Annotated in this window: 24 protein-coding genes; 17 read left to right on the forward strand and 7 right to left on the reverse strand. The window is 71.2% G+C overall.

Features of this window, described 5'->3' with window-relative positions; translation table 11 throughout:
- Positions 1 to 29 precede the first annotated feature (29 nt).
- Positions 30 to 875 carry a spermidine synthase gene (locus ACH4TV_RS30290; protein WP_398403629.1) on the forward strand — a complete coding sequence of 282 codons (846 nt, stop codon included), beginning with the start codon at positions 30 to 32 and terminating at the stop codon, positions 873 to 875.
- Positions 876 to 904: 29 nt separating this feature from the next.
- On the opposite strand, the gene ACH4TV_RS30295 is transcribed toward ACH4TV_RS30290, so the two are convergent.
- Entirely contained in the window at positions 905 to 2,206 is a 1,302-nt protein-coding gene (locus ACH4TV_RS30295; protein WP_398403631.1) for an MFS transporter, read from the reverse strand.
- A 970-nt stretch (positions 2,207 to 3,176) separates the two neighbouring features.
- Positions 3,177 to 4,280 carry a hypothetical protein gene (locus ACH4TV_RS30300; RefSeq protein WP_398403633.1) on the reverse strand — a complete coding sequence of 368 codons (1,104 nt, stop codon included), beginning with the start codon at positions 4,278 to 4,280 and terminating at the stop codon, positions 3,177 to 3,179.
- Between the two features lie 87 nt (positions 4,281 to 4,367).
- On the opposite strand from ACH4TV_RS30300, the gene ACH4TV_RS30305 reads away from it, so the two are divergent.
- The 5 genes from ACH4TV_RS30305 to ACH4TV_RS30325 all read left to right on the forward strand — a co-directional run bounded on the left by ACH4TV_RS30305 (position 4,368) and on the right by ACH4TV_RS30325 (position 10,622).
- On the forward strand, positions 4,368 to 4,805 hold the full coding sequence (locus ACH4TV_RS30305) for a DUF4442 domain-containing protein (RefSeq protein WP_398404053.1): 438 nt from the start codon (positions 4,368 to 4,370) through the stop codon (positions 4,803 to 4,805).
- A 51-nt stretch (positions 4,806 to 4,856) separates the two neighbouring features.
- On the forward strand, positions 4,857 to 5,519 hold the full coding sequence (locus ACH4TV_RS30310) for a formylglycine-generating enzyme family protein (RefSeq protein WP_398403634.1): 663 nt from the start codon (positions 4,857 to 4,859) through the stop codon (positions 5,517 to 5,519).
- Between the two features lie 608 nt (positions 5,520 to 6,127).
- A complete protein-coding gene (locus ACH4TV_RS30315) occupies positions 6,128 to 8,056 on the forward strand; it encodes a ricin-type beta-trefoil lectin domain protein (RefSeq protein ID WP_398403636.1) in 1,929 nt (642 codons plus the stop codon).
- A 257-nt stretch (positions 8,057 to 8,313) separates the two neighbouring features.
- Entirely contained in the window at positions 8,314 to 9,885 is a 1,572-nt protein-coding gene (locus ACH4TV_RS30320) for a carboxylesterase/lipase family protein (protein WP_398403638.1), read from the forward strand.
- A gap of 92 nt (positions 9,886 to 9,977) precedes the next feature.
- A complete protein-coding gene (locus ACH4TV_RS30325; RefSeq protein ID WP_398403640.1) occupies positions 9,978 to 10,622 on the forward strand; it encodes a DedA family protein in 645 nt (214 codons plus the stop codon).
- Positions 10,623 to 10,708: 86 nt separating this feature from the next.
- Here the strand turns inward: ACH4TV_RS30325 and ACH4TV_RS30330 are convergent, their stop codons facing one another.
- Positions 10,709 to 11,236 carry a gamma carbonic anhydrase family protein gene (locus tag ACH4TV_RS30330; RefSeq protein WP_398403642.1) on the reverse strand — a complete coding sequence of 176 codons (528 nt, stop codon included), beginning with the start codon at positions 11,234 to 11,236 and terminating at the stop codon, positions 10,709 to 10,711.
- A 105-nt stretch (positions 11,237 to 11,341) separates the two neighbouring features.
- Here ACH4TV_RS30330 and ACH4TV_RS30335 point away from each other — a divergent pair, with 105 nt between their 5' ends.
- Positions 11,342 to 12,109, forward strand: coding sequence for an acyltransferase (locus ACH4TV_RS30335; protein ID WP_398403644.1), 768 nt, complete (start codon positions 11,342 to 11,344; stop codon positions 12,107 to 12,109).
- Between the two features lie 103 nt (positions 12,110 to 12,212).
- On the opposite strand, the gene ACH4TV_RS30340 is transcribed toward ACH4TV_RS30335, so the two are convergent.
- On the reverse strand, positions 12,213 to 13,070 hold the full coding sequence (locus tag ACH4TV_RS30340; protein ID WP_398403646.1) for a DMT family transporter: 858 nt from the start codon (positions 13,068 to 13,070) through the stop codon (positions 12,213 to 12,215).
- 132 nt (positions 13,071 to 13,202) lie between these two features.
- Between ACH4TV_RS30340 and ACH4TV_RS30345 the strand changes: the two genes are divergently transcribed.
- Positions 13,203 to 13,775, forward strand: coding sequence for an XRE family transcriptional regulator (locus ACH4TV_RS30345; RefSeq protein WP_398403648.1), 573 nt, complete (start codon positions 13,203 to 13,205; stop codon positions 13,773 to 13,775).
- Positions 13,776 to 13,814: 39 nt separating this feature from the next.
- Here ACH4TV_RS30345 and ACH4TV_RS30350 read toward each other — a convergent pair whose 3' ends face one another.
- Positions 13,815 to 15,050 (reverse strand): 4-hydroxybenzoate 3-monooxygenase, encoded by a 1,236-nt coding sequence (locus tag ACH4TV_RS30350; protein ID WP_398403650.1) that lies wholly within the window; start codon positions 15,048 to 15,050, stop codon positions 13,815 to 13,817.
- Positions 15,051 to 15,208: 158 nt separating this feature from the next.
- Here ACH4TV_RS30350 and ACH4TV_RS30355 point away from each other — a divergent pair, with 158 nt between their 5' ends.
- Positions 15,209 to 16,660 carry an alginate lyase family protein gene (locus tag ACH4TV_RS30355; RefSeq protein ID WP_398404055.1) on the forward strand — a complete coding sequence of 484 codons (1,452 nt, stop codon included), beginning with the start codon at positions 15,209 to 15,211 and terminating at the stop codon, positions 16,658 to 16,660.
- A 15-nt stretch (positions 16,661 to 16,675) separates the two neighbouring features.
- Here ACH4TV_RS30355 and ACH4TV_RS30360 read toward each other — a convergent pair whose 3' ends face one another.
- Complete coding sequence (locus ACH4TV_RS30360; RefSeq protein ID WP_398403652.1) at positions 16,676 to 17,083, reverse strand: CoA-binding protein; 408 nt, start codon at positions 17,081 to 17,083, stop codon at positions 16,676 to 16,678.
- 93 nt (positions 17,084 to 17,176) lie between these two features.
- On the opposite strand from ACH4TV_RS30360, the gene mftR reads away from it, so the two are divergent.
- On the forward strand, positions 17,177 to 17,869 hold the full coding sequence (mftR, locus tag ACH4TV_RS30365) for a mycofactocin system transcriptional regulator (RefSeq protein WP_398403653.1): 693 nt from the start codon (positions 17,177 to 17,179) through the stop codon (positions 17,867 to 17,869).
- Between the two features lie 175 nt (positions 17,870 to 18,044).
- On the opposite strand, the gene mftG is transcribed toward mftR, so the two are convergent.
- Positions 18,045 to 19,574 carry a mycofactocin system GMC family oxidoreductase MftG gene (gene mftG / locus ACH4TV_RS30370; RefSeq protein WP_398403655.1) on the reverse strand — a complete coding sequence of 510 codons (1,530 nt, stop codon included), beginning with the start codon at positions 19,572 to 19,574 and terminating at the stop codon, positions 18,045 to 18,047.
- 120 nt (positions 19,575 to 19,694) lie between these two features.
- Here mftG and mftA point away from each other — a divergent pair, with 120 nt between their 5' ends.
- The 7 genes from mftA to ACH4TV_RS30405 all read left to right on the forward strand — a co-directional run bounded on the left by mftA (position 19,695) and on the right by ACH4TV_RS30405 (position 26,178).
- Entirely contained in the window at positions 19,695 to 19,841 is a 147-nt protein-coding gene (mftA, locus tag ACH4TV_RS30375) for a mycofactocin precursor MftA (RefSeq protein WP_398403657.1), read from the forward strand.
- 8 nt (positions 19,842 to 19,849) lie between these two features.
- A complete protein-coding gene (gene mftB, locus ACH4TV_RS30380) occupies positions 19,850 to 20,116 on the forward strand; it encodes a mycofactocin biosynthesis chaperone MftB (protein WP_398403659.1) in 267 nt (88 codons plus the stop codon).
- Positions 20,113 to 21,396, forward strand: a complete 1,284-nt coding sequence (gene mftC, locus ACH4TV_RS30385) for a mycofactocin radical SAM maturase (protein ID WP_398403661.1) — start codon at positions 20,113 to 20,115, stop codon at positions 21,394 to 21,396. The genes mftB and mftC overlap by 4 nt, the downstream gene beginning before the upstream one ends.
- Positions 21,389 to 22,600 (forward strand): pre-mycofactocin synthase MftD, encoded by a 1,212-nt coding sequence (gene mftD / locus ACH4TV_RS30390; protein ID WP_398403663.1) that lies wholly within the window; start codon positions 21,389 to 21,391, stop codon positions 22,598 to 22,600. Before mftC ends, mftD begins: the two co-directional genes overlap by 8 nt.
- A gap of 2 nt (positions 22,601 to 22,602) precedes the next feature.
- Complete coding sequence (gene mftE, locus ACH4TV_RS30395) at positions 22,603 to 23,334, forward strand: mycofactocin biosynthesis peptidyl-dipeptidase MftE (RefSeq protein WP_398403665.1); 732 nt, start codon at positions 22,603 to 22,605, stop codon at positions 23,332 to 23,334.
- 139 nt (positions 23,335 to 23,473) lie between these two features.
- On the forward strand, positions 23,474 to 24,871 hold the full coding sequence (mftF, locus tag ACH4TV_RS30400) for a mycofactocin biosynthesis glycosyltransferase MftF (protein ID WP_398403667.1): 1,398 nt from the start codon (positions 23,474 to 23,476) through the stop codon (positions 24,869 to 24,871).
- A gap of 125 nt (positions 24,872 to 24,996) precedes the next feature.
- The gene (locus ACH4TV_RS30405; protein ID WP_398403669.1) at positions 24,997 to 26,178 is read left to right on the forward strand and encodes a hydroxylase; all 1,182 of its coding nucleotides are present in this window, start codon (positions 24,997 to 24,999) and stop codon (positions 26,176 to 26,178) included.
- Positions 26,179 to 26,189 lie beyond the last annotated feature (11 nt).

The following is a 26,189-nucleotide window of genomic DNA, read 5'->3' on the forward strand; positions in this document are numbered from 1 at the left end:
GGGCGCTGCAGTACAGGCACAATGACAAGGTGACCGAGTCCATACCCGTTGCCCGTGCCGTCGATCATGGGTTCGCCAAACTGATGCCCGATGTCGACCGTGAGCGCGCCTGGCTGCTCACCGTCGACGGGGCGCCCCAGTCGTACGTCGACCTGGACGAGCCCGAGTATCTGGAGTTCGAGTACGCGCGTCGGCTCGGGCACGTCCTGGACACGGTCGCTCCGGCCGGACGCCCGTTGGACGTGCTGCACCTCGGTGGCGGCGCGCTCACCCTGCCCAGGTACCTCGCCGCGACCCGGCCCGGTTCCCGGCAGGACGTTGTCGAGGCCGACCGCGGGCTGCTCGACCTGGTCGTCGAACACCTTCCGCTTCCCGCCGGCGCGGGCATCGCCCTGCACACCGCTGATGCCCGCGCCTGGCTCGAAGCCGCCCCGGCCGACTCCGCCGACGTGCTCGTCGCGGACGTGTTCGGCGGCTCACGGGTCCCGGCGCACCTGACATCCCTGACGTACGCCGGTGAGGCCGACCGGGTGCTGCGCGGCGACGGCGTCTACCTCGCCAATCTGGCCGACTCCGCGCCTTTCGCCTTTCTGCGCTCCCAACTCGCCACGTTTGCCAGGGCGTTCGAGGAACTGGCGCTGATCGCCGAACCGGGCGTCCTGCGGGGCCGCCGCTTCGGCAACGCGGTCCTCGTCGCCGCGCACCGCCCCCTGGACACGGCCGCCCTCGCCCGCCGGGTCGCGTCCGACGCCTTCCCGGCGCGTCTCGAACACGGGCCCGCGCTACGGGACTTCATCGGGGATGCCGCGCCCGTACGGGACGCGGAGGCGGTGCCGTCGCCGGAGCCGCCGGAGGGGGCGTTCGGTATCGGGTGAGGACCAAGTGAGCGCCGGATGAGGGGTGATCACCCGCCGGAACTCTCCAACTCGCCGTTCACCGGCGTCCCCTGAGGAGTGTCCTGGGCCACCTTCTTCGTGCGCCGGGTGAGGTTGCGTACGGCCGGTACACACAGGGCGCCCGCCGTGACCACGACGACCAGGACCGCGCAGCCCCACAGGGCCGGTGTGCGGCCGAAGGTGTGTTCCGCCGGGCCCGCGAGTGCCATGGCGAGCGGGAGTATCGCGACCGAGCCGAACCAGTCGTAGGCGGCCACGCGGGAGAGCTTCTCCTCGGGGATCTCCTGATGCAGCGCGGTCATCCAGCTCACGCCGAACACCTCGATCGTCACGCCGGTCACGAACATCACCGCACAGAGGGTGGCCATCGGTACCGGTACGGCGAGCGCGGCGGCGGGCAGGGCGAGCGGGAACACGCAGAGCGTGCCGGCGAGGAGCAGCCGGCGTGGTTTCCAGCGCATCATCAGCACGGCGCCGGCGACCGTGCCGGCCCCGAACACGGCCAGCGCCAGTCCCCAGGGCCCCGCCCCGCCGAGGTGGTCGCGGGCCACGAGCGGGCCGTAGACCGACTGGGCGGCACCGATCACCGCGTTGGCGACGGCGAACTGGATGACGATCACCCACAGCCAGGTCCGCCCGGCGAACTCCTGCCAGCCCTCCCGCAGGTCGGCGAGCATCCCGCCGCCCGGTTTGCGCACCGGGATGTGGCTCACGTCGAGGAAGGCGCGCAGCGCCCCGGCGACCGCGAACGCCACCGCGTCGACCGCGAGGACCCAGCCGGGCCCGAGTACGGCGACCATCGCGCCGCCCACGGCCGCGCCGCCCAGCGCCGCGCTCTGCATCGCCATCCGGAACACCGCGAAGGCGCGGGCGGCCTGTTCGCCGTCGACCGAGGACAGCAGCATGCCCTCGGAGGCCGGGCCGAAGAACGCCTGCCCGGTGCCGCCGAGCGCCGTCAGGAGCATCATCTGCCACAGCAGTGGCTCCCCGGCCAGTACGAGCACCGCGAACGCCCCCTGCGAGACGCAGTTGAGGGCGTTGGCGGCGACCATCACATGGTGCCGGGGCAACCGGTCGGCGACCGCGCCGCCGATCAGCAGGAAGAGCACCAGCGGCAGCGTCCGCGCCGCCGCCACCAGCCCCACGTCCCCGGCGTCGCCGCCCGCCTCCAGCACGGCGAACGCGGCGGCGATCAGCGCCCCGTTGCTGCCGAGGTTCGTCACGACCGCCGAGGCGGTCAGCAGACTGTAGTTGCGGCCGGCCCAGGAGGGTCGGCGCGGGCGTTCGGCGGGGGCGTCGGCGGAGGTCACCGGGCGACTATCGCGGCCCACCGCCGACTTGCCAATCCATTTGCCGCCCCGGCACGACCGTTTTCAGCCGGTCACGACAACCGGGCCCTGTCCGCACAGGCCCCGGGCGAGTGCACCGGCTGCAGTTTCCCGGGCGCGGTCCGGCCAGAGCCGTCCGGATCCCGACGGCTCACGCGCCCTGCCCGGGCTTCACCGGTCGCCCCGCCCAGTTCCCGGCCGGTCACGCCAACGGCACCCCGTCGGCCGCGCCGCCGTGGGAGCCCCGCCGGTCACGAGCCGCCTGCTTCCAGCCGGACACGCCCGCCGGTCCGGCGGATCGGAACCCTGCCGGGCTTCCCCTGCGGCAGCCACTCGGGTACGCCGCCGGGACCCTGTCGGCTGCCCCCGGTGGGAGAACCGCCGGCCATGAGCCCTCTGCTTCCGGCCGGACACGCCCGCCGGGGACCCGAGCGGCTGCGCCCACGTGTGGGCCCGCGGGTTCCGCCGGTCGGGACTCTGCCGGGGTTCGCCGGCGGCAGACGCTCGGTTCCCGGCCGGTCACGCCGCCGGGACCCCCTCGGCTGCGCCCCGGTGGGAGGGCCGCCGGTGATGAGCCCTCTGCTTCGGGCCGGGCACGCTCGCCGGTTTCGGCGGGTAGGGATCCTGGTGGGCTCAGCCGGTGGCAGCCGCTCGGGTCGCTGCCGGGATGCCGCCGGGGCCCGTCGGCTGCGCCCCGGTGGGAGCCTCGCCGGTCACGGATCCCTCCGTTCCTCAGCGGGCACGCCCGCCGGACCGGCCGGACCGGACCTGCCGGGCGCAGCCGCTCGGGTTCCTGGCCGGCCGTGCCGCCGGGAACCGGCGGGCGCGCCGCCGTGGGAGGCCCGCCGGTGACGAGGCACCCGGTCCCGGCCAGGTACGCCCGCCGGTCCGGTCCGGTGGGGCCAATCGGCGCCCCGCCGGTCCGGACCGGCCGCGTCTGAGTGTCCGGGTTTCACGCCCCCGTCGGATCCCCGTGCAGTCGTACCGTGCTCAGGATCTGCATGATCGTCTTGTCGGGGACCTCTCCGGTGACGCCCGTGGCGCCGTACAGGCTCCATGCCACGTAGTCGCCCACCGAGTTCTTGAAACCGAAGGTGATGGCCTTGCCGTCGCTCGCGCACTTGCCCGTCTGGGGCGTGTTCTTCGAGTGGGCCCGGGCGAGGCTGCCCGCGATGCCGGACTTCGTCGTGTACGGCGTCGCCTTCTCGTCGAAGATCAGGCTCTTCTTGTCGGGCTGCGTGTAGCCGCCGTAGACCCACCAGGGCACCTGGTTCACGGCCACCTCGTCGGCGTTCTTCGCGCCGCTCGCGCCCTTGGTGCCCACGGCGGCGAGTGAGGTGTCGGACGTACGGCCGTCCTTGTCGTCGTCGGACACGCACCACTTCGACTTGAAGTACGCGGGCGCCGACATGGTGATGAGCGGCTTGGCGCCGGCCTTGGCGTCGGCGTCCTCGAAGCCGATCAGCGTGCCCGGCGTCTCCACCTCCCAGTCCGCCGGTACGTCGAAGGCGGTGCCCCACTTCGGATTGACGACCACCTTCCAGCCGGCGACGGTCGGCTGCTCGGCCGCGGAGTCCCGCGGGTTGTCGTCCGAGGCGGACGCCGACGCGGAGGGTGTGTCGCTGGGGTCGGTGGAGGCCGGGGCGGATGGCGAGGCGGGTGCCGACTGGGCGGTCTGCTTGCCCTTGTCGCCCCCGTTCGCCTCCTCGTCCTTGTCGCCGCCCAGGACGAGGAACCCGGTCACCCCGGCCGCGACCACTACCGCGGTGGCCGCGACGATCGCGGTGATCTTCGTCCGGTTTCCGTCGCCGCCCGACGGCGGCTGCGGCGCGCCCATCGGCGCCGGAGTGCCCCAGCCCGGCTGCGGTGGTTGCTGAGGCGGGGCTTGGGGATAGGAGTTGGGCTGCGGATACCCGGTCTGCTGGTATCCCGGCTGCTGGTACGGATTTGGCTGCTGATAGCCCGGCTGCTGGTACGGATTGTGCGGCGGGACCTGCGGATTCTGCGGGTCCTGCGGGTTCTGCTCGCCCCCGGGCGGCTGCTGTTCTGGCCACATGGCCGGTAACGATACGGCGGTTGCCGGGCCGAGGATGGTCAGAACTTTCTACCCGTGGGTAACATATGGGTCATGAGCGCAGACCGGATGCCGATCGGCGAACTTCTCACCGCCTCGGTGCCGATGGTTCGTACCCTGAACCTCGAGTACCTGGAGACCACCCCGGAAAGGGCCGTGCTGGCTCTGCCTGACCAGGGCGAGTACCGCAACCATGTCGGCGGACCGCACGCCGGAGCCATGTTCACGCTCGGGGAGTCGGCCAGCGGCGCGATCGTGCTCGCGGCCTTCGGTGACCAGCTCTCCCGCGCCGTACCGCTGCCCGTCACCGCCGAGATCGCCTTCAAGAAAATCGCGCTCGGCCCGGTCAGGGCCACCGCGACCCTCGGCCGTCCGGCCGCCGAGGTCGTCGCAGAACTCGACGAGGGCAAGCGCCCCGAGTTCCCGGTGACCGTCGCCATCCAGCGCGAGGACGGCGCCGTCACCGGCGAGATGACCGTCATCTGGACGCTGCGCCCGAATACCTGACGGTCATTCAGAGGCCGCCCGCAGCGCGGTCGTTGGTAGAATCGGCCGCTTATGGACATCAGCCTGGAACCCGAGACGATCGCGGTCCCACCGGGACGCGTGACCCTGTCCGACCGGCGCACACAGCGCAGCTGGCCGGTGGATCTGGCCCCCTATCGTCTCGCGGTCTGTCCGGTCACCCGTAGTCAGTACGAGCGGTTCACCGGCGGCCTGCCGGGCACCGCACCGGGTGACGGGCTGCCCGTCGAGGGCGTCTCCTGGCTGGACGCGATCCGGTTCTGCAACGCGCTCTCCGGGAGTGAGGGACTGGCCCCCGCCTATCGGCTGAGCGCCGACGACGTTGTATGGGACGCCTCCACCGACGGGTATCGGCTGCCCACCGAGGCCGAGTGGGAACACGCCTGCCGGGCCGGTACGGACGGCGCCCGCTACGGGCCGCTCGACGACATCGCCTGGCATCGCGGCAACTCGGACGGGCGGATGCGCGCGGTGGGCGGCAAGCAGGCCAACGCGTGGGGCCTGTACGACATGCTGGGCAACGTGTGGGAATGGTGCTGGGACCTCTACGACCCCGAGGTCTACGGCACCTACCGGGTGCTGCGCGGGGGCGGATGGTTCGACGAGCACTGGAGCTGCCGGGCCTCGGTACGCCGCCGAAGCCACCCGACCTTCCGTATCGATGACGTCGGCTTCCGCGTCGCACGGTCCGTCTGAGTCGGTCCCCGGCCTCTCGGGCCGCGATCCGACGGCTGCCGTCGTCGTCGGCCACCTGTGCACTCCCGTCGTCGGGCCCTGCGGTCAACTCCTTGAGTCAGGACGCGAATTCGGGCCCCAGGTCCGACCGGTCGCAGACCGGGCGGACGACGACGGTGCGCAGATCCTGAGCCCCCGCCCGGCCAGAACCAAAAGTTGGAGATTGTGTGTGCCATCCGGGTGCCCATGCACACAACTTGGCGTCCGTTCGACGCGTGATTTCGAATGCCGGTACGGATACCGCTGGTAACACATCTGAATTCCCTTCGTTTTGAACATCGGTCACTCGAACTCCTTGTTTCCTGTGAGACGTGTGTGCGAGTGTGAGCCTCCCCGCGCGGAGGTAAAGGTCAGACCCCCTTTCCCGCTCGGGGATTCCGTATCGACCGACCCGAGCTGTCGTGGCTGACGAGTCGTAGGTACACACCAATCAGGCACCGGCTTTCCGGTGGACGAGCATTTCACTCATGCCGTCCTGCGGCTTGGAAGGAATTGGTTCTGTGCAATCCCCTCACCCACCGCGCCCGCCCTACCCGCCGCGTCCTGGTGCGAGCCCCGGTGAATCCGACATGAACCTCGCCGCGCAACTGCGCGGCCGGGTGGAGAGCGAGAGCGCGTACGCCGTCGCACTGCTACTGGCACGCCACTGGCAGGCGGCGTACGACTACGCGGCCATCTGTCTCGCCACGGCGGGGGATCTCGCCGCCATGGCGGCCACTTCGGCCTTTCACCGGGTGCTCGGCCAGTTGGAGCGCGGCGAGTCGAATCAGGCGCTGCGGCCCCAACTCCTCGTGGCAGTAAGGGAAACGATCCGGGAGTGGTCCGCCGAGGACGGTATTTCGGTGCTGCTCCCGGAACTCCGCAAACCCACCGGTGCCCGTGGTCTACGCGCGGCAAGGGCCCGGACATCCGAAAAGCGGCAACTCGCCGAGCGGTCATTCGCCACCCTGCCGAGAGCGGCCCAGTGTCTGCTCTGGCACACCGAGGTCGAGGCCGAGCCCATTTCCGTACCGGCCGATCTCCTGGGGGTCGACCCCGGAAGCGCTTCGACGGCGCTGGATCAGGCGCGTGAGCAATTCCGGGCCGGCTGTGTACGCGCCCATCGTGAACTCGCGCCGAGCAAGGAATGCCGCTTCTACAACCGCCTCCTCGACGTCCCGATCCGACGCGGTGGCGCCCTGCTGCCCGATGTCGAACAGCATCTGCTGGCGTGCCGCCACTGCCGTTACGCCGCCGAACAGCTCAGCCATTTCGAAGGCGGACTCGGCCCGCTGCTCGCCGAGGCGGTGCTCGGCTGGGGTGCCCGCCGCTATCACGACTCCCGTCCGGGCCGTGGCGGTCCCGGCGCCTTCGTCCACAAGCCGGCCGGCCGGAGCGGCGGACGCCCCGGCAGCGGTGGCCGTCACCGTTTTATGGCCCATCTCCCGCTGCCCGACGAGCGGTTCACCGTTCCGAGGTCGCGCACGCGGAGCGTGGCCGTCGGGATCGGTGTCATGTCCTTCGTACTGCTCGCGTCCGTGCTCGCCGCCCGCGGCTGGTCGGACGAGAACACCCTGCCGATGGCCACCTGGGGCGCGGCGAGCGGCTACTCGGCCGACCCGGGTTCCGCCTCTCCGGGCTCTCCCGACCCTGGCTCGGTCGCCCCGCCGCAGGCCGCCGACTCGCCGGCGGCCAGCCCCGCCGGCTATCCCGGCCTGGCGGAACGCGGCAGGCTGCGCCACCTCGCGACGGGCCTGTGCCTGGACATCCAAGGTGGCCGGGCCGAGGCCGGCGCCGGGACCCAACTCGCCACGTGCTCGCATGCCGTGACCCAGCGGTGGTCCTACGAGTACGACGGTCTCCTGCGCAGCCTCGCCGATCCCAGCCTGTGCCTGGACTCCCACACCGCCGACGGAGGCATCGCCCTCGCCGGCTGCGTCGGGGCCACCGCGGCAGATGCCGACGAGGTCCGCTACGACCTCACCGTCCAGGGTGAACTGCTGCCCCGCTGGCGCGAGGAACTGGTCGTCGCGCCCGTATCGCTCCGCGCCGGCGCGGATGTCGTGGTGAGGACGAGGTCCGGGTCCGCGGAGGAGACCTGGACGCTCGTTTCCGAGCCGTCCGCATCCGAAGACGCCACCGAGAAGGGCGAACAGCCCGGGAACGGAGGCGCGCAGGGCAACGAGGGCGGCAAGGACGACAAGGGCGCGCAGGACGGGCAGTCCGGAAAGCAGGGGGAGGAAGGCGACCAGGGCGGTACCGGGCAGAATCCGAAGTCCGGGACCGGCGACGGAACTCCGGGCTCCACCGGTTCGCCCGCGCCCTCGCCCGAGCCCACTTCTGGCGGGCAGTTCGAGAAGCGGTACGTCGAGGCCGACTGCTGCGAGGAGCCCGCGCCCGTCGTCCCGGCGGTGGCCGTACCGCCGCAGCCGCTGGACGTGACGGAGCCGGTCATCGGCTCGGTGGTGCAGGCGGTCGGCTCGATCACGGGGGCCGTCGGTTCACTCGTCGTGGGATAGCTGTGGGATGACTGCGGGATGACAGGCGGAAGGTGTCGGCACGCCTGTGCCGACCGACCTTCCGCCGTTCCGTCGCCGCTCAGTACTCATCTTTGGTCATCTGTGTTCATCGGTGCCCAGGTGATTGACACGAGTCACTGGCGGCTCTAGTTTCCCCGGCGCGGATCACCCCCCACCGAAGGAGTGACGACCATGACCGATGTCGATCACCGGAGATCAGTTTCCGCCCCCGGGACGGACGGGGAGGAGGTGGTCGCGTGTTACGCCGGTTAGTGGTCGGTCTCCTGTCCGTCGCCGCCCTGCTCGTGGCCCCTGTTCCGGCGGCGCAGGCCGCACAGGACGGAACCCTCGTCCGTACCGACGCGGGCTGGGTACGCGGTGAAGTCACCGCCGAGGGGCGGCAGTTCCTCGGTATCCCGTACGCCCAGCCGCCCGTCGGCGCCCTCCGCTGGAAGAACCCGCGGCCTGTCGAGCCCTGGCAAGGGGCGCGTACGGCAGGGGAGTTCGGCAACCGCTGTGTACAGACGTCGAGTTGGGACCCCGGATACGAGCAGCCGAGCCACACCGAGGACTGCCTCGACCTCAATGTGTACGTCCCGCAGGGCGCCGTACGCGGTCCGGTGCTGGTCTGGCTGCACGGCGGCGGGCTCACCGCGGGCGCCGGTGAGGATGTGGTGCCGGACACCTTCGCCCGACGTACCGGCGCGGTCGTCGTGACCGTCAACTACCGCCTCGGAGCCATGGGATTCCTCGCCACGGACGCCCTCGACGGCGAGGCGCGCGACGGGGTCTCCGGCAACTTCGGCATGCTCGACCAGCAGGCGGCACTGCGCTGGGTGCGTGCCAACATCGGCCGGTTCGGGGGCGATCCGGGCCGGGTGACCATCGCGGGCGAGTCCGCCGGTGGCCGTTCGGTGTGCACGCAGCTGGCCTCGCCGACCTCAACGGGCCTGTACCGGGCGGGAATCGTGCAGAGCGGCGCGTACAACAACTGCTCGGCCCGCACGCACGCGTCGGCGACGGCCCAGGGCGCGGCCTTCGTCGAGAAGCTCGGCTGCACCGGTGCCGACCGTGTCGGCTGCCTGCGGAGCAGGTCCGCCGCCGAGATCCTGGCCGCCCAGAGCGGCTTCGAGTGGGGCCCGGTGACCGGCGGTGCCTTCCTGCCCGTGCAGCCCTTCGAGGCGTTCGAGAACGGCGCCGCCGCAAACGTCCCGGTGCTCAACGGCGCCAACCAGGACGAGGGCAGGCTCTTCGCCTTCGCCGCGTTCGACGTGAACGGCACTCCGCTCACCGCCGAGCAGTACCCCTCGGTGATGCGGGCGGCCTACGGCGACCGTGTCCTGGCGCGCTACCCGCTGTCTGCGTACCCCTCGCCGACCGTCGCGTACGGCACCGCCCAGGGCGACCAGCGGTTCGCCTGTCCCGCGCTGCGGCTCGACACGGTGCTCGCGGCGCGCGGTCCGGTCTACGCGTACGAGTTCGCCGACCGCACCTCGCCGCCCTTCGCCTCGCTGCGGAATCTGGACACGGACTTCGACTTCGGGGCGACCCATGTGAACGAGGTGCAGTACCTCTTCGAGCACTTCGGTCTGACGTCACCGCTCGACGCCGAGCAGCGGGTCCTGTCCCGGCAGATGGTCGAGTACTGGGGGTCGTTCCTGCACGGTGGCGTCCCGCGCGCCGACGGGCAGCCCGCGATGCCCGACCGCCCCGGCCTGGTGCTGTCGCTGCGGACCCGGTCCGCGGGCGGGAACGCCCTGAGCGCATCCACCGGGCACGAACACCAGTGCGACCTGTGGGGCTCGGAGGCATCCTCGGTGTCACCGTGACCCGGTAGGCTTCCCGGCGTGCGCCCGGGGCCGGGCGCACGCCGGGAACGCAGACGTACCGGGCGTACGGCGAGATCGGAAGGAAACCGGCGTTGCACGTGCAGGAATGGCTGGAGACGGTCCCCGCGGTCAGTATCTACGCACTGGTGGGACTGGTCATCGGGCTGGAGAGTCTCGGCATTCCGCTGCCGGGCGAGATCATTCTGGTCTCGGCCGCGCTGCTCGCCTCCCAGCACGGTGAGATCGACCCGTTCATCCTCGGCGCCTGCGCGACCGCCGGCGCGATCATCGGTGACTCCATCGGATACGCCATCGGCCGCAAGGGCGGTCGGCCACTGCTGGCCTGGCTCGGCGGGAAGTTCCCCAAGCACTTCGGTGAGGGACATATCGCGACCGCCGAGCGGTCCTTCGAGAAGTGGGGCATGTGGGCCGTCTTCTTCGGCCGCTTCGTCGCGCTGCTGCGGATCTTCGCGGGGCCGTTGGCGGGTGTGCTGCAGATGCCCTACTGGAAGTTCCTGATCGCCAACGTGCTGGGCGGGATTCTCTGGGCGGGCGGTACGACGGCGGTCATCTACTACGTGGGTGTCGTCGCGGAGTCGTGGCTGAAGCGGTTCTCTTGGCTGGGGCTGGTGTTGGCGGTGCTGTTCGGTGTGGGGTCGATGCTGGTGTTGAAGCGCAAGGCCAAGAAGTCGCAGGGTGCTGTGCGTGAGGTGGAGACCGTAGGGGCTGGGGAGTGAGTTTGGGCGCGGGCCGTGCGTGGCTTGTCGCGCCCACGCGGCGGAGCCGCAAATTGACACAGCCCCGCGCCCCTGGGTGGGCTGCTCTAACCGTGGATTTGCTGGTGGGCCTTCGCCAGTTCCGCGTAGTGCGTGCCGTTTAGCGTGACGCCCTGGCGTTCTTCCTCCGTCAGCTCCCGGCGTACCTTTGCCGGTACGCCTGCGACCAGTGAGCCCGGCGGGATCTGCATGCCCTGCGGTACCAGTGCCTGGGCCGCCACCAGGGATCCCGCGCCGATCACCGCGCCGTTCAGGACCGTCGCGCCCATGCCGATGAGGCAGTCGTCCTCCACCGTCGCGCCGTGCACCACCGCGTTGTGGCCGACGGAGACGCGCTCGCCGATGGTCACGGGGAAGCCAGGGTCGGCGTGCAGGGTGCAGTTGTCCTGGATGTTGCTCCGGGCGCCGACGGAGATCCGCTCGACGTCGCCGCGCAGCACCGCGCCGTACCAGACGCTCGCACCGGCCTGAAGGGTCACGTCCCCGATCACCGAGGACGTGGGCGCCACGAACGCCTCCTCGTCCACCTTCGGTTCCCTGCCGCCGATGCCGGTGATCAACGCCTTGTGCGTCATCTCGCCTCCTGGGTCCTGGATACCCAGACCGTACGCCACCTCTGTGGGGCGAAGATCACAGGTGTACGGCATGCCGGCCCGCCCCGCCGTGAGTACGGTGTGCGGGTGTCCAAGCCCAAGAACACGTTCTCGTCATGGCGGCGTCGGCTGGCGCAGCGCGCGGTGCACGCGGGCTGGGCCTGGGTGCAGCGCACGGGTTCCGTCACCGTCGAGAACCCCGGGCGGCTGAACTTCAGGGCGATGGGAACAGGTACCAGGCTCGCCTTCCCGCTGGGCACGGTCTTCGGTGAACCCTGGATCGAGATGGGCTCGCACTGCATCGTCGGTGAGCAGGTGACCCTGACGGCGGGACTGATGCCCGGCCTCGACATGGGGCCCGATCCCATACTGAGGATCGGCGACGGTGTCGTCCTCGGCCGCGGCAGCCATGTCATCGCCGACACGACGGTGACCATCGGCAGCGACTGTTACTTCGGGCCCTATGTGTATGTGACGTCCACCAACCATTCGTACGACGATCCGCACGAGCCCATCGGCAAGCAGTGGCCGCGTATGGAACCGGTGGAGATCGGTCCGGGCTGCTGGATCGGAACCGGCGCGGTGATCCTGCCGGGGGCGCGGATCGGGCGGAACGTGGTGGTGGCGGCCGGTGCGGTGGTGCGCGGGACGGTGCCGGATCACGCGGTGGTGGCGGGGGCTCCGGCCAAGATCGTACGCCGGTGGACACCCGACGGTGGCTGGCGGCCGCCGTTGCGGACGCCGGCGCCGATTCCGATTCCTGACGGGATCACTCCGGAGCAGTTGCGGGCGTTGGCGGAACTCGATGCGGGGGCGGCGGCGCGGCTTGCGGAGCTGGATGCCGGGGAGTACTGACTCGGTCCGGTGTGAAGCTGCGGGTTCGGTGGGGGCTGGTCGCGCAGTTCCCCGCGCCCCTGGAGAGGCGCTCCTGCAGGGCTGCCTCTCCAGGGGCGCCTGTTCAGCCCGTTGCCAGCATGAGTGTTCCCACCAGGGCCAGGGCCGCGCCCGATGCCTGGATCGCGCGTAGGCGTTCGCTCAGGAAGCCGCGTGCCGCCAGGGCGGTGACCACCGGGTAGAGGGACGCGAGTACGGCGGCCACTGTGACCGGGCCGTGTTGGGCCGCGATCGAGTAGGTGCCGTTGGCGGCGACATCGGCGAGGCCGACGAAGCCGAGTGCCGGGAGCATGCGCCAGGGGAAGCCGCCCGGCGGGAGGGCCGCGCCGCCCCGGCGGACCGAGACGTACAGTGCGGCGCCTCCGACGGCGACGTTCGTCACGCGCTGCACGAAGAGCGCGAGGAACAGGCCGGTGAGGGTGGTCGACGCTTCCGCGATCAGGGCGAACACCGTGCCGAAGCCGAACGCCGCGAGCAGGGTGAGGAGGATCGCCTGCCGTTGCACGGGCGCGCCCCTGAGCTGGGGTCCGCCCGCGAGGACGACCCCGAAGACGGCGACCGCGATCCCCGCGAACTGGATCAGCCCGGGACGTTCACCGAGGAACAGCCCGACGCTGATGGGGACGGCCACGCCGAGGGAGCCGAGCGGGGAGACGACGCCCATCGGACCCAGGGCGAGCGCCTTGTAGAAGGAGAGCAGGGCCACCGGTCCGACGAGGCCTGCGGCGAGCGCGAACCACAGCCGGGGACCGGCTTCGCTCCAGCCGCCGGTGAGGATCACGATCGCGCCGAGCACGACCGCCGCGATCGACTGCGAGACCACGACCACCGTCAACGCGGACATGCGCCGGGTCAGCAGTCCGCCGCCGAAGTCGGCCAGCCCCCAGAGGAGGCTGGTGGCCAGGGCGAAGAATGCGGTCATCGGGACGCCTCGCAGTACAGTGGAGTGAACGATTCGGTTCACCACACCGTAGTGCAGTGGAGTGAACTCTGTCATTCGGTATTTTGCACTCGGTATCTTGGCACCTCGGAATCTTGTCCTCAGGGTGGAACGTTGTCGGATCTCGACCTGCTGACCCAGTCGCTGGCGCGCAGCGTCAAACGCTGGCGTGCCGAGCGCGGCTTCACCCTGGAGACGCTCGCCGCCCGTGCCGGCGTCAGCCGCGGGATGCTCATCCAGATCGAGCAGGCCCGTACCAACCCCAGCCTCGGCACGGTCGTGAAGATCGGTGACGCGCTCGGCGTCAGCATCACCACCCTGCTCGACCAGGAGCAGGGCCCGAAGGTCCGTATCGTCCCCGCCGACCAGGCCGTACGGCTGTGGCACACCGACGCCGGCAGCTTCAACCGGCTCCTCGCGGGCACCGAGGCGCCGGGCCCGCTGGAGTTGTGGGACTGGCACCTCATGCCCGGCGACAGCAGTCCGTCCGACCCGCATCCCACGGGCACCTTCGAGATTCTCCACGTCACGGCGGGCGAACTGACGCTCACCGTCGACGGGGTCGAACACCGTGTCCCGACGGGCGCGAGCGCCACCTTCGAGGCCAACGTCCCCCATACGTACGGCAATGACGGCGCCGTACCGCTGGAGATGATGATGTCGGTGTCGGTGCCGGGGGTGAGCTGAGCCGCCCGGTTCAGGGGGCTGGGCGTCGGCTGATCTGTCTCAGTGGTCGGCGTCCCTGCCGATGTACACGTCGGCGAACGCGGCTGCTGCGGCAGGGGAGTTGAGGATGCGGCGCAGGCGGGCCAGGGTCGTGCCGGAGCGGAAGGGATCGCCCGACGACGCCCCGTGGTAGATGTCCGACAGCCACAGGGAGAACTCCTGGTACTGCCAGACGCGCCGCAGACACGCCTGTGAGTAGCCGTTCAGGGCGTCGGGGTCGCCCTTCGTGAGGTAGTCGACGAGTCCGTCGCCGAGCAGGAAGGCGTCGTGCAGGGCGAGGTTCATGCCCTTGGCGGCGATGGGCGCGGTGAGATGGGCCGCGTCGCCGGCCAGGAACAGCCGCCCGAACTGCATGGGTTCCACCACGTAGTTGTGCATGTCGAGCACACGCTTCTCTATCAGGCGGCCCTCGTTGAGCGGCGGCGCCCCCAATGCGCCCAGCCGTTCGTGCAGTTCGGCCCAGACGCGGTCGTCCGGCCAGTTCTCCGGGTCGTCGCCGGGCGGGCATTCGAGGTAGTAGCGGGTGACCTCGGGGCCACGGGCCATGTGCCCGGCGAAGCCACGTGGATGGATGCCGAACATCACGCAGTCGTTGGACGGCGGCGCCTCGGCGAGCAGCGCCAGCCAGCCGATGCCGTAGTCGTGCCGCGCGACGCGCGTGTGCTCCGACGGAATCGCCGTCCGGGTCACCCCGCGTGCACCGTCGCATCCGGCGACGAACTCGCCCTGCACATACTCCCGTTGGCCTGTCTCCGGGGAGACGTAGGACACCGCGGGACGGTCGGTGTCGAGGTCGTGCACCAGTACGTCCCGTACGCCGAACCGGATGTCGCCGCCGCGTACGTCCGCGTACTCGCGCACCAGGTCCGTCACCAACAGCGGCTGGGGATAGGCGAAGTGGCGGTGGCCGGACAGCTCGGCGTACTCGAAGCGATGCCGTATACCGCCGAACCGGAACTCGCACCGCGTGTGCGTACCGGCCCGCTCCAGCAACGTGTCGGCCAGGCCCCGCTGTTGGAGCCCGCGTACCGCCCACTCCTCGATGAACCCCGCCCGGGGATGCTGCTCGATGAACTCCCGGCTCTCGGTCTCCAGCACCACACAGTCGATGCCGGCGGCCCGCAGGATGTTCCCCACGGTGAGTCCGGCGGGTCCGGCGCCCACGATCACGACCGGGAAGTGCTGCACGGAAGGGGAGTTGGGCGCGGAGCCGGGGGGAGGGGAGGCGAAGGTCACCCGAGCATTATGGCGACCGCGCATCACTTTTCGTTATCGGCGGTCCTGGGCCGCGTCTCCTCTCCGAACGCCTTCGTACGCGCCTGTCGCGTCCGTATGCACCTCACCCCCCAGACTCAAGGACCGCAGCTTTGAACACACAGATCAGCCGTCGCGGCATGCTGAAGTTCACCGGCGCGACGGCGGGTGCCGTCGCCATCGGTACGTCCCTCGCCGCCCCGCAGGCCGCGGCGGTCGGCGCGAGTCTCGTACACCCGGGCCTGCTGCACACCCGGACGGATCTGGACCGGATGGCGAAGCAGGTGAAGGCCAACGCGGCGCCGTACACGGCGGGCTTCACGCGGCTGACCGCCAACCGCCATGCGCAGAGCGGCTGGACGGCCAACCCGCAGGCCACGGTCTACCGGGGTGCGGGCTCGCCGCAGAACTACGCGATCCTCTACAACGACATCCACGCCGCCTACCAGAACGCCCTGCGCTGGCATGTCACCGGTGAGAGCGCCTACGGGGACACCGCCGTCGCGATCCTGAACGCCTGGTCGGCGAAGCTGACCGAGCTGGCGGGCTCCGCCGACCGGTTCCTCGCGGCCGGACTGTACGGCTACCAGTTCGCCAACGCGGCCGAACTCGTCCGCGACCACGCCGACTTCGACCTCGCCCGCTTCCAGAAGATGATGCTGGACGTCTTCCACCCGCTCAGCGAGGACTTCCTGGCGAACCACAACGGCGCCGTCATCACCAACTACTGGGCCAACTGGGACCTGACAGCCATCGCCTGCGTCCTGGCCGTCGGCATCCTCTGTGACGACCGCGCCAAGATCGACCGGGCCGTCGAGTACTTCAAGCACGGCGCCGGCATGGGCTCCGTCAAGAACGCCATCCCGGTCGTCCACGAGGGCGAAGGCCTCGCCGAATGGGTCGAGGCCGGCCGGGACCAGGGGCACGCGCTGCTCGGCGTGGGCCTGATGGGCACGATCTGCGAGATGGCGTGGAACCAGGGCATCGACCTGTACGGCTACGACGACAGCCGCTTCCTCAAGGGCGCCCAGTACGTGGCCAGGTGGAGCATGGGTGGCGAGGTGCCCTACACGGCGAACACCCGCCAGAAGGGCGCGATCAACGGCTGGTCGGGGAAGGAGACCGCGACCGAGGCCGCCGCCGTGGACCCGGCGATGACGCGCCCGATCTGGGCCATGATCGCCAACCACTACACCAAGCGCCGTGGCCTGTCGGCGACCTACCTGACCCGCATCGCCGCCCAGGCGTCCCCCGAGGGCGGCGGCGGGGACTACGGCCCCAACAGCGGTGGATACGACCAACTCGGCTTCGGCACCCTCGCGTTCACGCGGGACAGGGCGAGTGTGAGCGCGAGTCCGAGTTCGAGTTCCAGTCCGAGTCCCAGTGAGAGTGTCAGCCCGAGTGAGAGTGCCAGTGGGGCGGGCGCGTCACCGGCAGCCGGTGCGACTCCCCAGGGCGGCAAGGAAGAGGACCTGGCCGCGACCGGTACGACGGACGTCGTCGCCTGGACCGCCGCGACCGGTGTCACCGCGCTCGCGGGCGGGCTCCTGCTGCTGCGCCGACGCGGGCGGTCCGGGGGCGCGGCACACTGAGGGCGCCGCTCGGGGTCAGCCGAGCAGGGGGAACTCGATGGCCGGGCAGTAGTCCATGACCATGTCGAGCCCGGCGGCGCGGGTCCGGTCGTATGCGGCCTCGTCGATGACGTCGAGCTGGAACCAGACGGCTTTGGCGCCGATGGCGGTGGCCTCGTCGGCGACCGGACCGGCGAGGTCGCTGTTCACGAAGACGTCCACGACGTCGACGTCGAAGGGGATGTCGGCCAGGGAGGCGTAGCCCTGCTCGCCGTGGACCGTCTCGGCCTTGGGATGGACGGGGACGACCCGCTTGCCGTAGCGCTGGAGGACATCGGCGACTCTGTATGCGGCGCGCTTCGGGTTCGACGACAGGCCGACGACCGCCCAGGTGTCGCCGCTCTGGGTGAGGATCTTGCGGATCGTGTCCGGATCGCCGTACATGGTCGGGCTCCTTGGGGTTCGAGCAGGCTGCTGTGCGGGACAACAGCGGACGGGGCGCGGTGATTCCTCGCGGACCGATGCATGATGTGCGGTGTGGTGGCTGACGTGGGACGGCGAGAGAGCGTGGCGGGTGGAGCGGCGGGGGTTCGGTCGGCGGAGTACCGGCCGGGCGCCGACACCCAGGAGGGGCCGAACCGGACAGGGCGGCCGAGGGTGACCTCGCGGGCCGCGCTCGAACGGCTGGGTTTCGAACTGTTCGCCCGACAGGGCTTCGACGCCACGACGGTCGACGACATCGCGGCCGCCGCCGGCATCGGCCGACGTACCTTCTTCCGCTATTTCGCGTCCAAGAACGACTTGGTGTGGGGCGACTTCGAAGACCAGTTGCTGAGGCTGGAGGACCTGCTGGCGGCGACCGATCCGGCCGCCCCGATGATGGACGCGCTGCGGGGCGCGGTGGTCGAGTTCAACCGGTTCGACCCGGCGGTGGTGCCCTGGCACCGGCAGCGGATGACGCTCATCCTGCGGGTGCCGACGCTGCAGGCCGACTCGACGGTGCGGTACACCACGTGGCGGGCGCACGTGACGGAGTTCGCCGCGAGGCGCACGGGGCGGTCGGTGTCCGACATGCTGCCGCGGCTGGTCGGCCACGCTGCACTGGCGGCGTGCATCGCGGCGTACGAGCACTGGCTGACGGACGAGGACGCGAGCATCGGCGCGTTGTTGGATCAGGCGATGCGGCAGATTGCGGTGGGGTTTGACGGAGTCGGAACGCTCGGTTCATGACCCGGGTGCGCTGGGTTTTCTGCTGCTCCGCCGTCGTGGCTTGTCGCGCAGTTCCCCGCGCCCCTATCGGGGCGCTGTACTGCACCGGGGTTCGGAAGCGCCCCAAAGGGGCGCGGGGAACTGCGCGACCAACCCCCACAGGCCTGTAGACAACGAACCGCGCAACCGGCGGAGCTCACCGCATCGCGTCGGCGATCAGCTCGCCGATGAGGACGGCGGTTGCCGCCGGGCCGCGCAAGGGGGCCGTCGGGAGGATCGAGGTGTCCGCGACGCGTAGGGCGTGGATGCCGTGGACCCTGCCGTAGGGGTCGACGGCGGGGCCCATGGGGACCGTCGCGCAGGTGTGGTGGGAGGTGCCGAGGTGGGCGTGGATCCACGCGTCGAGGGACCGGTCGTCGTTCAGGGTCTTGGGGCCGGGCTCGATGAGACCGCCGGACACCTCGTCGTAGGCTGGGTCGGCGAGCAGTGCGGCGGTGGTCCGGATCGCCTCGCGCATCCGGCGTCTGTCCTCGGGCGTCTTGAGGTAGCCGTAGTCGAGATCCGGGGGTACGGCGGGGTCGGCGGACCGGGTGTGCATACGGCCCCGGAGGTGCGGTGACTGGTCGGACACCAGGAACGGGAGGGGCGCGCCGGGGACGGTCACCGTCCCGGCGGCCAGGCCGGCCAGGGGGACGAGTGACTGAAGGATCTCCAGGTCGCCGCCGGGGTGGGCGCCGTCCGACGACGGCAGATGGAGCGCGCCGCCGAGCCAGGAGCCGGTCGATGCGGGCGGCGGTGAGCGGGGTGTCCACTCCAGTACGACCTGGGGGTGGTCGCTGAAGCGGACGCCGACGGCGGGAGCGTCCCGGACGAGCGGGATGCCGAGCCGGTGCAGGTCGTCGCGCGGTCCGATGCCCGACAGGTGCAGCAGGTGGGGCGAGTGCAACGCCCCTGCGGACAGGACGACTTCGCCGCACTCCAGGGTCTCGCGGTGGCCGTCGCGCTCGACGACCACGCCGGTCGCGCGACCGTGCTCGACGATGATCCGGTGGACCGTACTACCGCCCCTCACCGTCAGGTTGGGCCGGTCGAGCGCGGGCAGCAGATAGCTGACTCCGGTGTTCAGGCGCACTCCGTCGACCGTGTTGCACGGGACCGGCCCGAACCCCGGTGCCTGTTGGGCGTTCTTGTCGGGCTCCGGGGGAAAGCCCAGGTGGTACGCCGCCTCCCGGAACGCGGTGGCGGCGGGGTGCCGCAGGTCGGTGCGCCGGAGCCGGACCGGGCCCGCTGTCCCGTGCACGTGGTCGGCGCCGTGGTCGAGGTCCGTCTCCAGGGCCCGCAAAAACGGCAGCACTCCGTCGTACGACCAGACGGCACCGCCCGCCGCCGACCACCGTTCGAAGTCCTCGCGCCGGGCCCGGACGAAGTACCCGCCGTTGACGGTGGTCGAGCCGCCGAGGAAACGCCCCCGGACGACCGTGTACGGCCGCCGCGGTGTGAGGTGCGCCGGGTACGGGTGGACGGCGGGGTTCCCGGGCTGCGCGCCGGGCACGAGCCGCGCGTCCAGCAACTCCGGCGGGAACGCCGAGAGTTGGCGTGGCACCGGCCCCGACTCCAGTACCAGCACGGTCCGATCGGGGTTCTCGGTCAGGCGGGCCGCGAGCACCGCGCCGCTGCCGCCGGCCCCTATGACGATGACATCGGGCCTCATGTGCGCCTGGTTCATGGGGAGTTGACCTTCTCCTAGGTTCCTCGCAGTTCTCGTACCGTCGGGCCTCTTCACTTTCGGCACCCGGTGCCATTATTCTCCGGATGTCCTGTGGGAGCGATGCCAAGGGAGAGTCGCATGAACGAGCCGCACGTCACCCAGCCCGTCCCGGCCAGCGAGATCCGGCACGGGGAGACCCCCGTCGAGGAGTCGCTGGAGTCGCTGATCGAGGCCGACGACCTGGTCGAAGAGGTCTCCATCGACGGCATGTGCGGCGTCTACTAGGCCGCCCGATGGACCTCGACCAGGCCTGGGACCTCCATCCGCAGGTCTCCGTGCGCCCGGAACCCTTCGGCGCGCTGCTCTACCACTTCGGGACCCGCAAGCTCTCGTTCCTCAAGGACCGCCGCCTGCTGGCCGTCGTCCAGGCCCTCGCCGACGCGCCCACGGCCCGCGCGGCCTGCCGGGCCGCGGGCCTCGGTGATGACGAACTCCCGCGCTACGGGCGGGCGTTGGCCGTTCTCGTCCAGTCGTCGATGGTCGTCGGAAGGACCCCATGACCGGCTCCATGACCGCTGCCGTCACTGCCCCGTCACGGCTGGTCGACCTGTTCGAGCTCGGGCTCGACGCGCCGATCTGCCTCACCTGGGAGCTGACGTACGCCTGCAACCTGGCCTGCTCCCACTGTCTGTCCAGCTCCGGGCGGCGCGACCCCCGTGAGCTGAGCACCGAGGAGGCCAAGGCCGTCATCGACGAACTGGAGGCCATGCAGGTCTTCTACGTCAACATCGGCGGCGGCGAACCCACCGTCCGCGCCGACTTCTGGGAACTCCTCGACTACGCCACGGCACATCACGTGGGCGTGAAGTTCTCCACCAACGGCGTCCGCATCACCCCCGACGCCGCCGCGCGACTGGCCGGCAACGACTACGTGGACGTCCAGATCTCCCTCGACGGTGCGACCGCCGAGGTCAACGACGCGGTGCGCGGGGCGGGTTCGTTCGCCACAGCTCTGCGGGCGCTGGAGAACCTCGCCGCCGCCGGGATGCGGAACTTCAAGATCTCCGTGGTCTGCACCCGGCACAACATCCCGCAGCTGGACGACTTCAAGGCACTCGCCGACCGCTTCGGCGCCCAACTGCGCCTGACCCGGCTGCGACCCTCCGGACGCGGCGCCGACGTCTGGGACGAGCTGCATCCGACGGCCGGGCAGCAACGCGAGCTGTACGACTGGCTGTTGGCCCACGGCGACAACGTGCTGACCGGGGACTCCTTCTTCCACCTCTCCGCGTACGGCGAGGCACTGCCCGGCCTCAACCTGTGCGGTGCCGGACGTGTCGTCTGCCTGATCGACCCGGTCGGCGATGTGTACGCCTGCCCGTTCGCCATCCACGACGAGTTCCTCGCGGGCAACGTCCGTGAACCGGGCGGCTTCCGTGGGGTGTGGCGCGATTCCGAGTTGTTCCGGCGGCTGAGGGCCCCGCAGCACGGCGGAGCCTGCGCGTCCTGCGCGTTCTACGACACCTGCAAGGGCGGCTGCATGGCCGCGAAGTTCTTCACCGGGCTGCCGCTGGACGGCCCCGACCCCGAATGCGTCCAGGGATACGGCGAGGAACTGCTGGCCCGCCGCGACGGAACCGGGGTGCCCAAACCGTCCGGGGACCACTCCCGCAGGACGACCAGTACGACCAGGACGACCAGGACGACGGTGGACCTTGTCCTCACCCGTCGAGAACCGGTCGGGCCACCGGTGAGGCCACCTGTCAGTGACTGCGACGAACACCCGCTGGCCGGGCTCGACCTGACGCCCACCGGAACGAAGGACGCGACACATGCCTAGGAACCCCTGGTTCGAGACGGTCGCCGAGGCCCAGCGCCGGGCGAAGAGGCGGCTGCCGAGTTCGGTGTACGGCGCGCTCGTCGCGGGTTCCGAGCGCGGTCGCACCATCGACGACAACCTCGCGGCCTTCTCCGAACTGGGCTTCGCCCCACGCGTCGTCGGCCACCACGCACAGCGCGACCTGTCCACGACGGTCCTGGGCGTGCCCACCGCGTTTCCCGCGCTCATCTCACCGACCGGGGTGCAGGCGGTCGACCCGGACGGGGAGGTGGCCGTCGCCCGGGCCGCCGCGAACCGGGGCGTCATCATGGGCCTCAGCTCGTTCGCCGGCAAGCCGGTCGAGGAGGTCGCTGACGCCCAGCCGGACTTCTTCTACCAGCTGTACTGGAGCGGCACGCGCGACACGATGGTCCAGCGCATGGACCGGGCCAGGGCGGCCGGCGCCAAGGCGCTCATCGTCACCCTCGACTGGTCCTTCTCCCACGGCCGCGACTGGGGCAGCCCCTCGATCCCGGAGAAGCTGGACCTGAGGGCCATGCTGAAGTTCGCCCCCGACGTGCTGCCCCGGCCCGGTTGGCTGTGGCGGTACGCCAGATCCGGTGGCATCCCCGACCTCACCGTGCCCAACCTGACGGCACCCGGCGGCGCGGCGCCCACCTTCTTCGGCGCCTACGGCGAGTGGATGCAGACCGCGCCGCCGACCTGGGAGGACGTCAAGTGGCTGCGCGGGGAGTGGGGTGGCCCCTTCCTGCTCAAGGGGGTGACCCGGGTCGACGACGCGAGGCGGGCGGTCGACGCCGGGGTGTCGGCCCTGTCCGTGTCCAACCACGGCGGGAACAACCTGGACACCACCCCGGCCACGATCCGGGTGCTCCCCTCCATCGCCCACGCGGTCGGCGACCAGATCGAAGTCCTCCTGGACGGAGGCGTCCGGCGCGGCAGCGACGTGGCGAAGGCCCTCGCCCTCGGCGCCCGTGCCGTCCTGATCGGGCGTGCCTATCTGTGGGGCCTGGCAGCCAACGGGCAGGCCGGCGTCGAGAACGTGCTGGACATCCTGCGCGGCGGGCTCGACTCGGCCGTACTGGGCCTCGGCCACTCCTCTGTCCATGAACTGTCGCCCGAGGACCTGGTGATACCGCCCGGCTTCCCGCTCACCCTGGGCGGCGGGGACATCCCGGCGACCCGTCCCGACCCGGTCGCCTGACCGTGGCGGCGCGCGTCCTGGCCGACGCCGTCTGGCCGGCCGTACCGTCCGATGCGCTGGTCCTCGTCCCGGTCGGGTCCACCGAGCAGCACGGCCCGCATCTGCCGCTCGACACCGACACCGTCGTCGCCCGCGCCGTCGCACAGCGCACGGCGGACGCCCTGCCCGCGTCGTGGGTGGCACCAGCGCTCGCGTACGGCGCCAGCGGCGAACACGCGCACTTCCCGGGAACCGTCTCGATCGGCCACGAGGCGCTGTGCGCGGTGATCGTGGAGCTGACCCGCTCCCTCTCCTTGTGGGCGGGCCGCATCGCGTTCGTCAACGGCCACGGCGGCAACACCGCCACCCTCGACACGGCCCTCGGCCAACTCCGCGCCGAGGGCCACGACATCGCCTGGACCGGCTGCGAGGCACCCGGCGGCGACGCGCACGCCGGCCGCACGGAAACCTCCCTGCTGCTGCACCTGACACCGGAGCGGGTACGGCTCGACGCGGCCGTCGCCGGTGACACGCGCCCCCTGGCCGCCCTTCTGCCGGACCTGATGGCCCACGGAGTGCGCGCGGTCTCGCCCTCCGGTGTCCTCGGCGACCCCGCCGGGGCCTCGGCCGAGGAGGGCCGGCGGACGCTGGACGCGATGGTGTCGGCCACGGTCCGCCGGATCACCGCGTGGACGGTCGACAGCCGGGGCCGCCTCGTAGATCCGGCCCGGCGGCCTGGGCCGGTGCACCAATGACGCTTCCCGCCAGCACGGTTGTCGCGTTTGACACGCAGACCGGGATGATCGACGGACGGGGTGTCCTGGTCGGTGGTTTTCCGACGACGATGCGCGTGATGGCCTCGGCCCCGGCCCGCCGACCCGGGACCGCACGCCGATGACGCTTCCCGTCGGTGCCGGCATCGTCGTCGAGTTCGACCGGCACACCCGGGTCGTCGACGGAGGCCGCGCCCTCGTCGGCGGGTTCCCGACCCGGCTGCTGCGGCTGACCCCGCGAGCCCGGAAGCTCCTCGTCGGCCGGACGGTTCCCGTGCGGGACGCGGCGAGCGCGCTCCTCGCTGACCGGCTGCTCGCTTGCGGCATGGCCCATCCCGTCGTCGCCTCGCTCCCGGCACCGCCCGACTCCCGGTACACGGTGGTGATCCCGGTCCGCGACCGCCCACGGCAACTGGACCGGCTGCTGCGCAGCATCGGCACCGGCCCGCCCGTGATCGTGGTCGACGACGCCTCGCACCGCCCGGCGGCCGTGGCGGCCGTCGCCGACCGGCACGGCGCCCGACTGGTCGCCCTCGACACGAACACCGGCCCCGGCGGCGCGCGCAACGCCGGGCTGCGCCTCGTCACCACGCCGTACGTGGTCTTCGCCGACTCCGACATCGTGCTGGACCCCGACACGGTCCCGACCCTGCTCCGGCACTTCGCCGACCCCTGGGTCGCCATGGCCGTACCCCGCATCACCGGACTGACCGGTGCCGCCCCGACCTGGATCGAGCGGTACGAGAACACCCGGTCCTCCCTCGACCTCGGCGCCCACCCGGCGCCGGTGCGCCCCGGCACGCCTGTCTCCTGGGCGCCGACGGCCTGTGCGGTGGCACGGGTGGACGCTCTGCGGGACGGGCACGGGTTCGACGAGGGGATGCGGGTGGGGGAGGACGTCGACCTGTGCTGGCGGCTGGTCGGGGCGGGGCTGCGGGTGCGGTACGAGCCCGCCGTCCGGGCCGCCCACGAGCACCGGACGCGGATGGGCGACTGGTTCCTGCGCAAGGCCGTGTACGGGACCGGGGCGCATCCGCTCGCCCTGCGGCACCCCGAGTACATCGCACCGGCCGTGTTCGCCCCGTGGAGCACGGTGTTCGCCGCCGCGCTGCTCGCCCAGCGGCGCTGGTCGGTGCCGGTCGCGGGAAGCGTCCTCGGGGTCGTCACCGTGCGGATCGCCCGTAAGTTCGACGGCACTCGGCACCCGTACCGGCTGGCCGTGCCACTCGCGGGCAACGGGGCCGTCGCCACCCTGGCGCAGAGCTCCGCGCTGCTGACCCGGCACTGGTGGCCGCTCGCGGCCGTCGGCTGCACGGTGTCCCGCCGGATGCGCCGGGCCGTGGCCGTCGCCGCTTTGGCCGACATCGCACTTGAGTACCGGCGTGGTGACGACTCGCTCGATCCCCTCCGCTACGGAGTCGCCCGCCGTCTCGACGACCTCGCCTACGGGGCCGGCGTGTGGTTCTCCGCCCTCAAGGGCCGCTCCACCGCCGCGCTGCGGCCCCGCGTCACGCGCTGACGCCGTCCTGTCCCGGTCAGCGGAAAGCGCTCAGCGGGCGTCGAACCGGGTCATGACACTGAGGTCATCCCGCCGCCGGCGACGCGCGGCACATGCGATGGATCAGTCACCAGGAGGTGTGCGGCGTGACGCATGAAGTGGTCGGCCGTGTCGAGGAGCTGGGTGCCGAACTGGCCGCCCTCGCCGACGAGAACGAGTCACTCGGCAAGCTGAGTGACCGGACCGTCGAACTGCTCCGCTCCGCAGGGGTCATCCGCCTTCTGCAGCCCAAGGAGTTCGGCGGATTCGGTGCTCATCCCAGGGACTTCGCGGAAGCGGTGATGGAGGTCGCCCGGCACGACGGGGCCGCCGGCTGGGTGTGCGGAGTCGTCGGGGTGCACCCCTGGGAGCTGGCCCAGATGGACCCCCGGCTCGCACACGAGGTGTGGGACGACAACCCGGACACCTGGATCGCCTCGCCCTACATGCCCAACGGCATCGCCGACCCGGTGGAGGGCGGCTATGTCCTCAGCGGGCGCTGGCCGTTCTCCTCGGGCAGCGACCACTGCGGCTGGGACTTCCTCGGCGCGCTCCTCGGGGACGGCAAGGGCAAGCCCGCCGGTCCCATCACGGTGCTGCACGTCGTACTGCCCCGCTCGGACTACGAGATCGTCGACGGCACCTGGGACGTGGTCGGGCTCTCGGGCACCGGCAGCAAGGACGTCGTCGTCGACAAGGCGTTCATCCCCGAACACCGCGTCATCCGGCAGGAAGCGGTCCAGGACGGCGCCGCCGCCGAGGCCGTCGGGCTCACCGACACCCTGTACAAGCTGCCCTTCAGTTCGATGTTCCCGCTCGGGATCACCTCCGCGGTCATCGGCATCTGCGAGGGCGCGCTAGCCCTTCACCTGTCCCAGCAGCGCGACCGGGTCGCCGTGACCGGCGTCCAGGTGCGCGACGACCCGTACGTCCTCTACGCCGCCGGCGAGGCCGCGGCGGAGATCGCCGCCTCCCGGGTCCAACTGATCGACGGCATCAGCCGGTTGTACGACCAGGTCGAGGCCGGCAAGCCCATCAGCATCGAGGACCGGGCCAACGTACGGCGCAACCAGGTCCGTTGCGCGTGGCGGGCCGTCTCCGCGCTGGACGAGATCTTCGCGCGGTCCGGCGGGAACGCGATGCGGCGCAGCAACCCGATGCAGCGGTTCTGGCGGGACGCGCACGCGGGGCTGGGACACATGATCCACGTCCCCGGCTCGGCGTACCACGCGAACGCCCTGGCCCAGATGGGGCTCGAACTGCCCGAGGCCATGCGCATTTTGATCTGACGCGGCGTCGG

Source organism: Streptomyces sp. NPDC020898 (assembly GCF_044333925.1).
Classification (GTDB): Bacteria; Actinomycetota; Actinomycetes; order Streptomycetales; family Streptomycetaceae; genus Streptomyces.

Excerpts from the sequence above, each read along its gene's own strand:
- ACH4TV_RS30300 (WP_398403633.1), bottom strand. The coding sequence starts at position 4,280 with ATGTGGCCAGAACAGCAGCCGCCCGGGGGCGAGCAGAACCCGCAGGAC.
- ACH4TV_RS30305 (WP_398404053.1), top strand. The coding sequence starts at position 4,368 with ATGCCGATCGGCGAACTTCTCACCGCCTCGGTGCCGATGGTTCGTACC.
- ACH4TV_RS30310 (WP_398403634.1), top strand. The coding sequence starts at position 4,857 with ATGGACATCAGCCTGGAACCCGAGACGATCGCGGTCCCACCGGGACGC.
- ACH4TV_RS30315 (WP_398403636.1), top strand. The coding sequence starts at position 6,128 with ATGAACCTCGCCGCGCAACTGCGCGGCCGGGTGGAGAGCGAGAGCGCG.
- ACH4TV_RS30330 (WP_398403642.1), bottom strand. The coding sequence starts at position 11,236 with ATGACGCACAAGGCGTTGATCACCGGCATCGGCGGCAGGGAACCGAAG.
- ACH4TV_RS30340 (WP_398403646.1), bottom strand. The coding sequence starts at position 13,070 with ATGACCGCATTCTTCGCCCTGGCCACCAGCCTCCTCTGGGGGCTGGCC.
- ACH4TV_RS30355 (WP_398404055.1), top strand. The coding sequence starts at position 15,209 with ATGCTGAAGTTCACCGGCGCGACGGCGGGTGCCGTCGCCATCGGTACG.
- ACH4TV_RS30360 (WP_398403652.1), bottom strand. The coding sequence starts at position 17,083 with ATGTACGGCGATCCGGACACGATCCGCAAGATCCTCACCCAGAGCGGC.
- mftG (WP_398403655.1), bottom strand. The coding sequence starts at position 19,574 with ATGAACCAGGCGCACATGAGGCCCGATGTCATCGTCATAGGGGCCGGC.
- mftA (WP_398403657.1), top strand. The coding sequence starts at position 19,695 with ATGAACGAGCCGCACGTCACCCAGCCCGTCCCGGCCAGCGAGATCCGG.
- mftB (WP_398403659.1), top strand. The coding sequence starts at position 19,850 with ATGGACCTCGACCAGGCCTGGGACCTCCATCCGCAGGTCTCCGTGCGC.
- mftC (WP_398403661.1), top strand. The coding sequence starts at position 20,113 with ATGACCGGCTCCATGACCGCTGCCGTCACTGCCCCGTCACGGCTGGTC.
- mftD (WP_398403663.1), top strand. The coding sequence starts at position 21,389 with ATGCCTAGGAACCCCTGGTTCGAGACGGTCGCCGAGGCCCAGCGCCGG.
- mftF (WP_398403667.1), top strand. The coding sequence starts at position 23,474 with ATGACGCTTCCCGTCGGTGCCGGCATCGTCGTCGAGTTCGACCGGCAC.